The sequence below is a fragment of the Pristimantibacillus sp. Z349TD_6 genome, assembly GCF_056173205.1.
Genome location: NZ_CM149662.1, coordinates 989,046 through 1,001,333, shown reverse-complemented (window position 1 = coordinate 1,001,333; position 12,288 = coordinate 989,046). Strand labels below are relative to the sequence as shown.

Below are 12,288 nucleotides of genomic sequence, written 5' to 3'. Positions count from 1 at the left end.
TTCTGAACTCTCCTTCCGGTCCCCCCGCGTCTTTCTTTATCTGCGAGGCATCTTTTGGTTTTTCATCATGTGCTGCGCTTTTTGCATTTGCTGCTTATTCAGATTGTAGCCCATTTGCTTCGCCATTTTCTGAATCATTTCTGGATCGTTTTGCATTTTCTCAAGCTGCTTCCGCAGATAGAATACGCCTACAAAAAAGCCCCCAACAGCTCCTGCAATTAAAGTAACAATTGGTACAACAATGTTCACCCACGACATACCTTTCACCTGACCCTTTCCAAATCTCCTGCTGTGTATAATGTTCCCATGATAGCATGTTCACCTCTTGTTCGCAATGAACATGCTGGCGCTCCGCTTAACCTTTTTGTGACATTTTTTGATGCTCTTATTTCGCACTCTTTTCCAGATCAAGCAGCGCGATTTTAATAGGAAGACCTCCGCCATAACCGATCATTTGGCCGCTTGCCCCAATCACGCGATGACAAGGCACGATGATCGAGACAGGGTTGCGGTTGTTCGCTCCACCTACGGCACGCATGGCTCCAGGCTGATCCAGCATCACAGCGATATCCTTATAAGTACGCGTTTCCCCATAAGGGATTTGCTGCAAAGCTGCCCACACCTTCTGCTGAAACGGTGAGCCATACATTTGAATAGGCAGATCGAATTGCTGAAGCTCTCCGGCAAAATAAAGCGCCAACTGCCTTGCTGCTTCATTCAGCTGTTCATGAGAGGCTGCTTCGACCCGCGTAATATCCGCGCCAACGTGCCCAAATACACGCTTCGTCCACTGCTCTAGTTTCTCTAAAGCCGAATCGTAAGGAGCAAAGTCCAAGTGGCAAATCCCTTTGTCCGTTGCCGTTAACGTCATCGGCCCGATAGGCGAATCGATCTCAGCCGTGTAAAGTCGTTCACTCACTTGCGCCACCTGCTTCCAAGTTCTCTTCTGGAATCGTGCTTAATTGAGCAATGGCATTCGCAATCGCCTGCAGTGCTTCCTCATCCGTTTCCTTTACTGAGGCTCCAAGCAATGCAGACTTTGCCTGCTCGCCGCCAATTCGCGCAAGCGACCATGCAGCTGTGCCGCGGAGCACCGGGCGAGGATCCTGCTCCAGCACCCGGATCAAATCCGGCACTGCGCTAGCCTCTTTAAAGTTGCCGAGCGCAATTACTGCATTGCGCTGAATCGGCTTCTTGCCCCGCCAAGCGGAGGATGTCCGGCCATATCTGGCTTGAAACTCCTTGTTGCCTATCGTTAGAAGCGGAACGAGCAGCGGCTTCACTAATTCCATATCCGGCTGCAGTTCTGGTTGATGCGTCCAGTTTTTGCCGCGGTTTATCGGGCAGACCGTCTGGCATGTATCGCAGCCATAAAGCCGATTGCCGATTTTTCGCATGAACTCGTCCGATATCATTCCCTTCGTTTGTGTAACAAAGGAGATGCAGCGGCTTGAATTCAATTGCCCCGGTCCAACTAGTGCATCCGTCGGGCAAGCGTCAATACATTTGGTGCAGCTGCCGCAGCTTTCCGTTATCGGTTCATCCGGTTCAAATGGAACATTGGTAATCATCTCACCGAGGTAAATCCACGAGCCGAGCTCCGGCGATATGATCGCGCAGTTTTTTGCGCTCCAGCCAATGCCTGCACGCTCAGCAACAGCGCGATCCGACAATGCGCCGGTATCGACCATGCTTTCCACGCGCAAATCCGGCATCCGCTCCCTTAGCCATGCTTCCAGCTTAGCAAGCCGATCGCGCAGCACTTTATGGTAATCTTCTCCCCAAGCCGAACGTGACATAATGCCTCGCCTTGCACCCGGCTCTGATTTAGGAGGGTCCTTCAGCTTGGATGGATAGGCAATGGCTATTGCAATAATCGACTGCGGATTTTCAAACAACAGCGCTGGATTCGTTCTTTTCTCAATGTCGGGCTCCTCGAAGCCAGACTCTCTTCCGAGCTCGCGGTGCCTAAGCAAAATCTGCTTTAATGATGTGAATGGATCTGCAGAAGCGATCCCAATCTTGTCGATGCCGAGGCTTGGTGCCGCCGCAATCATCTCTTCCTTCAGCCTTGCCCATCTATCTGTCATCATCTATAACCTTTTAATTGCTTCACGAGCAAGCTCGTCACAACGATTATTCCATTCATTATCGCTATGGCCTTTTACCTTTACGTATTCTACTTTATGACGCTGCATAAGCTCCCAAAGCGCTTTCCAAAGTTCTTGGTTCTCAACAGGTTCCTTCTTGCTGTTCTTCCAGCCGTTGCGCAGCCAGCCGTGTATCCAGCCTTTCTGGAAGCAATTCACGACATACGCTGAATCACTATACACCGTCACCTTACAGGGCTCCTTGAGCAGCTTCAGCCCTTCGATTACTGCTTGGATCTCCATACGATTGTTCGTCGAGTGTTTCTCTCCACCTGAAATTTCTTTCTGATGAACGCCAAAAAACAGCACTGCTCCCCAGCCGCCCGGCCCCGGATTGCCGGAGCATGCACCGTCCGTATAAATCATAACGTCCTTCATAAGAATTCCTCCTAAAGGTTTGCGAACGCAAACCTACTTCGTAAGCATCTACTTAAAGTTTGCGGTAGCAAACTTACTTCGTAAGCAGCAGCGTAACGTTGCACATGCAAAATTACCTCGTCAGCACCCAGCTTTTCACACAAAAAGTGGTTAAAGCGCTCTTATCTTTTTGTAAGGCCATAAAATATAATCGGCTCTGCCGCGAATCAGCTCTTCTGGAACCGCGTGAAACGTCCGGCTGTCCAAGCTCGCCCTAGCATGTCGATTATCTCCCATTACAAAATAGTTTCCTTCGCTAATTACTTCAGGCCCGTAGCTCATATCTTCTATAAATGAATCCGTGTAAGGCTCGTCCACTAGCTCGCCGTTACGGTACAATTGTTTATTATGGATTTCAATACGATCACCGGAAACCCCAACGATCCTTTTTACAAGAAACTTTTCCTCGACTTCCCCCATATCCGGTTCCTTCAAAATAACGACATCACCAACCTTGGGCTTGCCGACCAGGTATACAAATTTATTAACAAACAGCCACTCATGCTCCGTTAACGTCGGCTCCATTGAATGACCTTCTACCTTCGAGAGGTTAAATACAAAAAAATGCAGAAGCAGCACCACAGCAAATGCAACAACCAATGTTTTCGACCAATCGAGCAGTTCTGCGAGCCAATTGGAGCGATTGCTTGCAACAGTATGGGCAGATAATCCCGCATCTACACTGATTCCTGCTTTTTCATTACTTGGCTTGCGATTCTGGTCCTCAAGGCTCATTGTTCCACCTCTTCACTTCGTTTCAGCCAATCCTCATAATACTTCAGCACGAGCTGATCCTGAAAAGGCGATTGCCCTTGATCCATCCGCTTCAAAAGCGCATCAAGACCCTCATGCACCTTTTCTTCGACCATTTTCGGATAGTGGTAAGCCGCTTTGTGCATCTCATATTCATCTTGATCGACGACCGTTCTTCCACCATCAACAGTACGAATAACGTCCAAATCATAATCGATATAGGTAAGCACATCACCCTGAATGTACAGCGGTGAGGCAATATTGCAATAATAGCGGACGCCTCCGTCCTCTAGCAGAGCCACAACATTGAACCACTGCCCCGGTATAAAAAAGGAGACTGCTGGGACGCGGCTGATCCATATCTTACCATCAGACTCTTGAATTGGCGTTTGACGGTTTATGAGCACCTTAATGGATTCCGCTTTATGCTTCTCGTCAAGCAGCTCATCAGGCACAAGCCAATTCTGTTGCCATATACGGTGAATGTGACCGTTATGTTTGAAGCTTTTGATGACACAGTGCCGATATGGTTCCATCCCGTTCTCCTCATAAATGTATATAGTAATAAGAAAAGCATATCTGACCGCCAAAAGCAATGGCGATGCAGATATGCCCTGCGTACAACTTACATGCAGTAAAGTTCGCGTTAACCAGCTACAATGCTCAATTTCTGAAAAGATCTGATAAAATCGTTGGCTACATACCCCATCGACTCGTACAGCGGTAAAACTGGCTCGTTGTGCTCGTCCGCGGTAATTAGTATCTTTGTGACACGGCGCTGTTCGAAGCGCTGGCGCAATGCCTGGATAAGCGTTTTACCGATTCCTTTCCGCCTGTGGAGAGGAGATACAGCAATTCGATAATAATAACCTTTGTTATTATCAATCGTACCGATAATCATGCCCACAATTTCGGAATTTTCGACAGCGACTAATACTAAATCACTATCCCATGACAACTGGCGGGCAAAAGCTTCCATCGTTTGTTCGTAGCACTCTTCTGTTAGAACCTCTTCAAGCAGTGCTGTAATTGATCGGTAATCGGACAACTGGAAGGAACGAACATTCATTAAAATTACACCTTCTATACCATGTCATAGTATTGCATTTAAAATATATTACGACAAAATTAAACGAAATCCTGCTTCAATCTTTAATATTCCTTAAAAAAATTAAAGAAATCATCAATTATCTCGTGTAAACGCTTAATATTAAGCGCTTACAACGATTTAATCCATTTATTTCTCTATAAATGCAGTTCTATCTTCCTAATCTGTATATTTTAGCTAGCGTCGAGATACCCTATTTTAGGTTATGTTTGATCGTTTTAGCCCATTCGACTTTTGAAACAATAATGTTGATTTATTCAATCGGATAAGGGATAATGGACTTGGATAACTACATATAATTAGGAGGCTGTAAAAAATGGCACATCAACTACCTGCTTTGCCGTACGCGCACAACGCACTTGAGCCGCATATCGATGCGACTACAATGGAAATTCACCACGGCCGTCACCATAACGCTTACGTGACTAACCTTAACGCTGCTTTGGAGTCCGCTCCAGAATTGCAAAGCAAATCAATCGAAGATTTGATCTCCGATCTTGCTAGCGTTCCTGAAGCAATCCGTACTGCTGTTCGCAACAACGGCGGCGGACATGCTAACCACAGCTTGTTCTGGGAAACAATCGCTCCAAACGCTGGCGGAGCACCTACTGGCGCTCTTGCAGCAGCAATTGAAAGCGAACTAGGCGGCTTTGAAGCTTTCAAAGCTGACTTCGCAAAAGCAGCAACAACACGTTTCGGCAGCGGCTGGGCATTCCTAGCAGTTGCAAACGGCAAATTGAAAGTATACAGCTTGCCAAACCAAGACAGCCCAATCATGGAAGGCGAAACGCCAATCCTTGGTCTTGATGTATGGGAGCACGCTTACTACCTGAACTACCAAAACAAACGCCCTGATTACATCGCAGCGTTCTGGAACGTAGTTAACTGGGATGAAGTTGGCAAACGTTACGAAGCAGCTGTTAAATAATATTGTTTTTCCAAACCGGCGCTTGCCTCTTTAATGAGGCAAGCGCCGGTTTTTTTATTTTTTATAGTGCGTATAAGGTGCTAGGTGTTGGAGTGCAAAGTTGCTTAAGTGCTTAAGTGCAGAGAAAAGAGTGGAATGTTGACAATGTGCATAATGCGCGGGAATTGGAGTTGCGATGCTGCTAGTGCACTTAGGGTGCTGGAAGTTGAAGTACAACTCTGCCTATCTGCTTCTGTTGCAGGACGTTGAATTACACTCTTTCCTATCTGCTAAGGTTCAGGGAGTTGGAGTGTAACACTGACAATGCGCTTATGATGCTCATTAATTGCTGGCGTAATATACTAGTTCAACGAACGAATGATTTCTTTTGCGTAAGTGTCCCAAGCTTTGTTATCGGTGTTGATTTCTAGAGTAGGAATGACTGAGTTTGCTGCTGCTTTTCGAAGTTTCAATTGAGTTGCTTGCTGTTCATCTGCTGCTGCTTTAATTTCTTCACTACTCTTATTCGACCATTCATCAGGCGTGCGGCTTTGTATTCTTAGTTCGGCTATTTCCGGAGATATCGTTAATAAAGCACATTTTGCCCCAAAGTGTAAGAGTTCCTTTTCGATAGCTTCAATTTCATTAATAGTTTTATCAGAATAGGCAACTCTATGATTTAAATGAAACCTTTCTAGTATAAAGAATACACCTCGCGAGCCGCGTGAAGCTCTCCCAAGCTTAGTTGACCATTCTTCTAATTGCCTCAGCATAGATACTCTTTCATTCAACAATTGGAGATGTTCTTCGTGACTTGATGTTATAAACTGACCACGCACGTTATGCAGCACCTGTGAATAATGCTCGCTTAAAACGATAACACTACGCTCTGCTGATTCGTCCTGCGCTTGCATGAGCTTTAACGACTTCAATACCGATGTTTTACCTGCATGCGAAAATCCTTCCAATATAATGCCCCGCAGCTGACTCACGCAAAAACCACCTTCTGTAAATATTTTCATATCATTATATAGGGACTGTTTCTCTATAGGCAAATATATACAAATGATAGACAGTGTGGCAGAGTGTATTCATTTATTTTCCGACTAGCTAGCTTGTGTGATTTTGGGATGGCTGTTGGAGTATTTGAAACTTATGGACATAGGAGCTTCTGTCTCCGATAAAAGTTTGGTTGCGATCGCAATTACAGACATAGGTCAGACATTGGTTCCTTTGCTTTTAATAAAGGAGAGGATGATCTCATTATGAACATTGGCTCATCTGTTTTCGATATAATCACGGACGCTCTCCTTAATAAGACAGGAGATCTATTTGTTGCTAAAGGTTTGGTTGATCCCCTTACAATCATAGGACTCTCTGTTTTCAAAAAAGGTTAGGTTGGTCTCCTTAGGAGCATTTGTGCTTCTATATTCTATAACAGTTATGTTGTCTCTGCTTAGGTACTTTTGTGCTTCCGTATTTTATAACAGTTAGATTGTCTCTCCTTTAAGTACATTTGTGCCTCCGTATTCTATAACAGTTAGGTTGCCTCTCCTTAGGGACATATGCGCTTCCATATTCGGTAACAGTTAAGTTGTCTCTCCTTATAGGTACATTTGTGCTTCCATAATCGATAAAGGTTAAGTTGACTCTCCTTAGATACATTTGTGCTTCCGTATTCTATAACAGTTAGGTTGTCGCTCCTTAGGTACATTTGTGCTACCGTATTCTATAACAGTTAGGTTGTCGCTCCTTAGGTACATTTGTGCTTCCGTGTTCTATAACAGTTAGGTTGTCTCTCCTTAGATACATTTGTGCTTCCGTACTGGATAAAGGTCAGGTTGTCTCTCCTTACGGACATAGGTTCCTCTATTTGGCGAAATATACGCAAATTGAAGTTTTAACCGACATAGGATCCTTTATTTGCTGGAATTAGGGCTAATTGAGCTCATTTTGAGGGTAATAACGTATCCTATCTATATAGCCCCCTAATCCATTTGGACACTCCCACTCCTTTCAGCTACACTAAATTTATGGTGGGGGAATGACCAGTGAAAAGACGATTTAGATGCCCGGTTGAAGCGAAAAAGGAGCTTGTTGTAGAAGTGTTAGCTGGTTACCGTACGGAGGTTGTGGCCAGAAAACACGGTATGTCTCCTAAGACGCTTAGCTGTTGGGTTCGTCAATATCAGGATGAGGTGGGGGAACTTATGGCGAAAAGACATGACGATGAAAATAAACTAAAAAAGGATGCAGCCAAGCTGGAAGCCTTGCAGCTTAAATATGATCAAGCAATAAAACAGCTTGGAGAGAAAGAATTGGAACTAAGCATTCTCAGAGATTTGGTAAAAAAAAAGCACCCAGACTGGAGACAGCGTTAACATGGATTGAGCGAGGCTATCCCGTCCGAACGGTATTGCGCATCTGTGACCTACCTCGTTCAACGTATTACTACCGCCTTCAACATCCAGATCGATGTCATCCCAAAGGAAAGGGGCGGCCAATTCCGGGCTATTCCTATGATAAAAGTGGCAACGTCGTCTTGGATGCTCGCATTAAAGGCTGGCTTCGTGTTCTCATCAAAGGACCTAATGCTGCATTCGGCTACCGTAAACTAACCGTCCTATTACGTCGAAAATACCAACTCGTCATTAATAAGAAGAAGATCTATCGACTGTGCAAAGAGCTCCAAATCCTTGCTCCTCAGCGAGAGGCAGCGAATCCCGTACCGAAACGAATAGCCAATAACCGCGTAGTGGACGGTCCTAATCAACTATGGCAGCTGGATATTAAATACGGCTATGTAGCTGGTCAACGGCGACACTTCTATCTGGCAAGCATAATTGATGTATTTGACCGTGCCATCATCTCGTATCATCGAGGCAAAGCCTGTAATACGAACGACATAATAACGGTGGTACAAAAGGCGATTTTGAAGCGCAACATCCACGAGCAAGCACACAAATTGGTTATCCGAACCGACAATGGTCCGCAGTTTATAAGCAAGGCTTTCTATACGTATTGTGAGCAAGCCCCGCTTGAGCACGAACGTATTCCGAACCGTTCACCTAACAAGAACGCCTACATCGAATCGTTTCACAGTATTTTGGAACGAGAATGTTACCAACGTCATTGCTTTGAGACCTACGAAGAGGCATTCACGGAAGTAGATCGGTTTATCCGTTATTACAACCAAGTCCGTATTCATGGAAGTCTTCAGGACTGGTCGCCTTACGAATATTTACAGTTGATACTTTCTGAAAAACTAATGCCTAAAAAAATTGCATTATAATGCGATTGAAAAAGAATGAGTGCGCATGTGTCCAAATTTAGGGGGTTAACCCGCTATGTCCGTTAGTAGGCTAAACTGACGTTTTAAGCCAAAATAGCGGAACTGATGTCCGTTAAGCTCAACAAGAAATACTAGTTTTCCTTTTACTCCCGCCTCATAAGCACACTCACCTCATAGGCATTCGCCGCATACGTTACAGTAGGATATATGCCTAATTTGTGATGTAAAGGAGTCTGAGTACTCTCATGGAATATACTTATGCTAATAATGTGAATTCTCGTCCAGCTACCAAGGGCTGCGGTTGTGGCGGACCTCGAATGATCACGCCAACGCCTCAGCAAGGCGGCTTTGGCCCAGGGGGACCCGGCGGCTTTGGGCCGGGCGGTCCCGGCGGCTTTGGGCCGGGCGGCCCCGGCGGCTTTGGGCCAGGGGGACCCGGCGGCTTTGGGCCAGGGGGACCCGGCGGCTTTGGGCCAGGGGGACCCGGCGGCTTTGGCCCAGGGGGACCCGGCGGCTTTGGCCCAGGGGGACCCGGCGGCTTTGGCCCAGGGGGACCCGGCGGCTTTGGCCCAGGGGGACCCGGCGGCTTTGGACCGGGCGGTCCCGGCGGCTTTGGGCCAGGGGGACCCGGCGGCTTTGGCCCAGGGGGACCCGGCGGCTTTGGACCGGGCGGTCCCGGCGGTTTTGGGCCAGGGGGACCCGGCGGTTTTGGACCAGGCGGACCCGGCGGCTTTGGACCAGGAGGCTTCTGGATTGGTGGGCCATGGCTGTTCCCGCCTGCGGGACCACAGGCGACCGTAACGGTTCTCATAAACGGTGGAAGAGCGTTTCCTAGCATAACGGAGGCGTATCGCATTCCTTTCCGACCGGGTTTGAGCATCTATCAGGCTCTAGCGGAAACGGGGGTTGTTAGCTTCAGCTTCAATGGTCAAATTAATTCCGTTAGTGGAGTTCCTATTGGCGGCAATACCAGCTATCAACTTGTACTGAATGGACGCGTAATTCCAGCATCGCTGCTCAGCTTCCCGCTTCAGCGCAATGACTCTGTAGCACTTGAGCTCTTTTTAAGCCCTGTTTTGCGCGAGGATGAAATCGAAAATACAAGCATAGAAAACTAATTAAAACTGATGATCGATCGATATACTCCTCATTAAAAGACGCCCCACAGCAATTCAAAAAAAAGCTAGAAAAAGCGGTCTCCCCTGACCGATTTTTTCTAGCTTTTTAAACGTTATTCTTTTACTTAATAGCCTTACCTTTGCCGCTCAGCAGCTTTAATTGATCGTTCTCGTAGCCGACCTCATAGGTCACCTGGTATTTGCTTAACACATACTTGCCTTCGACCCGCTCATCTACTGAAATAACAGCGATAACGGTAGCTTTGTCTTCTCTGCTCTCCGTCACATGCATATTTTCGATGACCACATTCAGCGTCCCCAAGTAACCTGCCCTGAACTTCTCGTAGCTCGTCCCTTCCTTCCAATTGCCGCCTAGCAATGAATAAGCATAGACATAATCGGCATTGTTCAGGCTGTCATAAAAATGAGTAACGAGATAATCAGCATATTCCTCAATCTTCGCTTCATCTTCCATCTTCAGTTCCTTATCCGAAAGCTCCAGATCGGGCAGCTTAGTCATCGGTTTAGTAGACCAGCCTTCAGCGATATCGATTACGTTCGCAATAGGGATACTAAAGCCAATTGAACCTTGCTCATAACCTGCAGAGTTAATGCCAAGCACCGATCCCGTTTTCTGATCAACGAGCGGTCCACCGCTGTTACCAGGAGCAATTGGCGCAGAAATTTGATAGAGATCCGAATACAAGTAGGAATCAATTTTGAACGTTCTTCCTAGTCCGCTGACAATACCGGTAGTAACCGTATTTTGAAATCCGAGCGGACTGCCAACAGCAAGCACTTCGTCCCCGACTTCCGCTCTTTCTTTACGCTCTACCTGCAGCGGCTCCGTTCCAGCCAGTTCCTTCACACGAACAACCGCAATATCCGTTTCCGTGCTAATGCCAATGACTTTTCCGTCCAGCTCGCGCGCATCCGCCGTTTTAATTTTCACAGTATGGGAGCCAGCGACGACATGCGCATTCGTAATGAGATCCCCTTGCTTATTATAAAGGAAGCCTGAGCCTTGATCCCCATTTTCATTTTCAATCATGACGACCAGCTTCTGCGTTTCAAAAATAATATCCTTAAGAGACTTCTGCTTCGTCTCATCAGCTACCGCAAGCAACGGCTTTCCCGTCAGCCTGTTTGGCACCTCTGAATGAATGGCTAACGCAGCAGCCAATCCTCCACATACAATGAGAGTAGAAGCGATGACGCTAATCCAAGCTCGTTTTCTCATCACATCTTCCCCTTAATCCAAATACCAAGTCGCGTGATCAACGACGACGGTTGTATTCTCTACATAAACACCATATACCGTACTATTAAAGGTGATTTTCTGGCCTGGATCAACATAATCCGGCGTTGCCTCTGCCTTGCCCTTGCCTACCTCTTTGCCGTCAGCATCGTAGACGATAAATTGAACGCTAATCGAATAAATAGGCCGTGTAGCGGCATTTTTCAGCTCGCCTACTATATTTAAATCTCCGAACTCATCGAGCGTCGATTCGATTTTAACAACCTCGACGGCTGCCGTCTGATTTTTTAGATCCTCTGCTGCAGCCTGCTGCATCGCTTGCTCTAATCTTCGCTGTTCCCGTTTCTCGTAATCTGCCTGTGCATCAGTTATCTTTTTGGCCAGTGTCATAATCCGCTCATTATCCTTGGCAAAAAGCAGCGCTCGGTCCGTCAGTGCCAACGCATCCGAATAATTTTTTTTCTTAAGTAATGCTTCGGCATCCTTATAGCTTATATCGACGATTTTGGCGACAATTTGCTCTTTTACAGCTAGCGCCTCTTCACCGTCTAATTGATTCGCAATGTTAAGCCTTGACTCCAGCTCATCCACTGTATTCAGATCTGCTAGCTCTTCCGTCAGCCTCATGACACCAAGTTTAACGTTATAGTCATCAAGCTGATGCTTAATCTTTATATAGATTGGCTCTTTATGACCCTTTAATTCACCGTTAATCCGCTCCAGTGTCTGTTCTGCCTCTTCAAGCTTCCGCTCCTCCAGCTGCTTCCCCGCAGCTGTAATTGACTGTGCCAGCTCTGCGACAAGGGCAACGATCTCCGCATCCTTCTGCAGAGCGCCAAAGCCTGGACGCGCATCCGAGGCTTCCTGAAGCAGCTTCTGCGCTTTGTCATATTTCCCTGCTAGCGCCTCCGCCTTCGCCTCAACATGAAGCTTGATGACTCTATCATTTATTTCGGATTGATATATATAGTAACTAAATACGGAACCAGCGGTAACAAGTGCTAAAATGATAGGCATCAGCCATGCCAAAATAGAGCTCTTAGCTCTACGTCTCCGCGTTTTTTTAGGCTTGCTCGGCTGCTGGCTTGCTTCGTCTATCTCTACAGAAGCAACCTGCTCCGATAACAGCATAGATCGCTCAGTACTTAGAGCCGCTGCAGTTTCTTCTCCATCAGCAAGCAATCTGCCGCACTGGCTGCAATAAATGGCATCATCCGTCTGTTTTTTTTCACAATGATGGCAATACACTTCCGTTCATCCCCCAGCCCACGTTTCTCTCTAAACA

At 46.6% G+C, this 12,288-nt stretch carries 14 protein-coding genes; 4 read left to right on the top strand and 10 right to left on the bottom strand.

Features of this window, described 5'->3' with window-relative positions; genetic code table 11:
• Positions 1 to 36: 36 nt before the first annotated feature.
• The 7 genes from AC0VYE_RS04320 to AC0VYE_RS04290 form a co-directional block, all read right to left on the bottom strand.
• A complete protein-coding gene (locus AC0VYE_RS04320; RefSeq protein WP_053372732.1) occupies positions 37 to 258 on the bottom strand; it encodes a YneF family protein in 222 nt (73 codons plus the stop codon).
• Positions 259 to 385: 127 nt separating this feature from the next.
• A complete protein-coding gene (locus AC0VYE_RS04315; protein ID WP_475446275.1) occupies positions 386 to 919 on the bottom strand; it encodes a methylated-DNA--[protein]-cysteine S-methyltransferase in 534 nt (177 codons plus the stop codon).
• Positions 912 to 2,093 (bottom strand): tRNA epoxyqueuosine(34) reductase QueG, encoded by a 1,182-nt coding sequence (gene queG / locus AC0VYE_RS04310; protein ID WP_256710936.1) that lies wholly within the window; start codon positions 2,091 to 2,093, stop codon positions 912 to 914. Before queG ends, AC0VYE_RS04315 begins: the two co-directional genes overlap by 8 nt.
• Complete coding sequence (rnhA, locus tag AC0VYE_RS04305) at positions 2,094 to 2,528, bottom strand: ribonuclease HI (protein ID WP_339206864.1); 435 nt, start codon at positions 2,526 to 2,528, stop codon at positions 2,094 to 2,096.
• A gap of 150 nt (positions 2,529 to 2,678) precedes the next feature.
• Positions 2,679 to 3,302: a signal peptidase I gene (gene lepB, locus AC0VYE_RS04300; RefSeq protein ID WP_475446274.1), complete on the bottom strand. Its 624-nt coding sequence runs from the start codon at positions 3,300 to 3,302 to the stop codon at positions 2,679 to 2,681.
• Positions 3,299 to 3,856, bottom strand: coding sequence for a DUF402 domain-containing protein (locus tag AC0VYE_RS04295; protein ID WP_475446272.1), 558 nt, complete (start codon positions 3,854 to 3,856; stop codon positions 3,299 to 3,301). The genes lepB and AC0VYE_RS04295 overlap by 4 nt, the downstream gene beginning before the upstream one ends.
• 110 nt (positions 3,857 to 3,966) lie before the next feature.
• Positions 3,967 to 4,389: a GNAT family N-acetyltransferase gene (locus AC0VYE_RS04290; protein ID WP_076268861.1), complete on the bottom strand. Its 423-nt coding sequence runs from the start codon at positions 4,387 to 4,389 to the stop codon at positions 3,967 to 3,969.
• Between the two features lie 355 nt (positions 4,390 to 4,744).
• Between AC0VYE_RS04290 and AC0VYE_RS04285 the strand changes: the two genes are divergently transcribed.
• Entirely contained in the window at positions 4,745 to 5,356 is a 612-nt protein-coding gene (locus AC0VYE_RS04285; protein ID WP_076268860.1) for a superoxide dismutase, read from the top strand.
• Positions 5,357 to 5,697: 341 nt separating this feature from the next.
• Here the strand turns inward: AC0VYE_RS04285 and AC0VYE_RS04280 are convergent, their stop codons facing one another.
• Entirely contained in the window at positions 5,698 to 6,327 is a 630-nt protein-coding gene (locus AC0VYE_RS04280; RefSeq protein WP_475446270.1) for a hypothetical protein, read from the bottom strand.
• 1,059 nt (positions 6,328 to 7,386) lie between these two features.
• Here AC0VYE_RS04280 and AC0VYE_RS04275 point away from each other — a divergent pair.
• The 3 genes from AC0VYE_RS04275 to AC0VYE_RS04265 all read left to right on the top strand — a co-directional run bounded on the left by AC0VYE_RS04275 (position 7,387) and on the right by AC0VYE_RS04265 (position 9,745).
• Positions 7,387 to 7,716 (top strand): transposase, encoded by a 330-nt coding sequence (locus tag AC0VYE_RS04275; RefSeq protein ID WP_475446268.1) that lies wholly within the window; start codon positions 7,387 to 7,389, stop codon positions 7,714 to 7,716.
• Positions 7,653 to 8,627 (top strand): IS3 family transposase, encoded by a 975-nt coding sequence (locus AC0VYE_RS04270; protein WP_475449439.1) that lies wholly within the window; start codon positions 7,653 to 7,655, stop codon positions 8,625 to 8,627. Before AC0VYE_RS04275 ends, AC0VYE_RS04270 begins: the two co-directional genes overlap by 64 nt.
• Positions 8,628 to 8,872: 245 nt before the next feature.
• On the top strand, positions 8,873 to 9,745 hold the full coding sequence (locus tag AC0VYE_RS04265; RefSeq protein ID WP_475446265.1) for a hypothetical protein: 873 nt from the start codon (positions 8,873 to 8,875) through the stop codon (positions 9,743 to 9,745).
• 121 nt (positions 9,746 to 9,866) lie between these two features.
• Here the strand turns inward: AC0VYE_RS04265 and AC0VYE_RS04260 are convergent, their stop codons facing one another.
• Both AC0VYE_RS04260 and AC0VYE_RS04255 read right to left on the bottom strand, forming a co-directional pair.
• Complete coding sequence (locus tag AC0VYE_RS04260) at positions 9,867 to 10,985, bottom strand: S1C family serine protease (protein WP_076268858.1); 1,119 nt, start codon at positions 10,983 to 10,985, stop codon at positions 9,867 to 9,869.
• Between the two features lie 12 nt (positions 10,986 to 10,997).
• Positions 10,998 to 12,251, bottom strand: coding sequence for an FxLYD domain-containing protein (locus AC0VYE_RS04255; RefSeq protein ID WP_475446263.1), 1,254 nt, complete (start codon positions 12,249 to 12,251; stop codon positions 10,998 to 11,000).
• Positions 12,252 to 12,288 lie beyond the last annotated feature (37 nt).

What these genes read in the sequence shown, in the direction of transcription:
- AC0VYE_RS04295 (WP_475446272.1), bottom strand. Translation starts at nt 3,856, where the DNA reads ATGGAACCATATCGGCACTGTGTCATCAAAAGCTTCAAACATAACGGT.
- rnhA (WP_339206864.1), bottom strand. Translation starts at nt 2,528, where the DNA reads ATGAAGGACGTTATGATTTATACGGACGGTGCATGCTCCGGCAATCCG.
- lepB (WP_475446274.1), bottom strand. Translation starts at nt 3,302, where the DNA reads ATGAGCCTTGAGGACCAGAATCGCAAGCCAAGTAATGAAAAAGCAGGA.
- AC0VYE_RS04290 (WP_076268861.1), bottom strand. Translation starts at nt 4,389, where the DNA reads ATGAATGTTCGTTCCTTCCAGTTGTCCGATTACCGATCAATTACAGCA.
- AC0VYE_RS04265 (WP_475446265.1), top strand. Translation starts at nt 8,873, where the DNA reads ATGGAATATACTTATGCTAATAATGTGAATTCTCGTCCAGCTACCAAG.
- AC0VYE_RS04260 (WP_076268858.1), bottom strand. Translation starts at nt 10,985, where the DNA reads ATGAGAAAACGAGCTTGGATTAGCGTCATCGCTTCTACTCTCATTGTA.
- AC0VYE_RS04285 (WP_076268860.1), top strand. Translation starts at nt 4,745, where the DNA reads ATGGCACATCAACTACCTGCTTTGCCGTACGCGCACAACGCACTTGAG.
- queG (WP_256710936.1), bottom strand. Translation starts at nt 2,093, where the DNA reads ATGATGACAGATAGATGGGCAAGGCTGAAGGAAGAGATGATTGCGGCG.
- AC0VYE_RS04320 (WP_053372732.1), bottom strand. Translation starts at nt 258, where the DNA reads ATGTCGTGGGTGAACATTGTTGTACCAATTGTTACTTTAATTGCAGGA.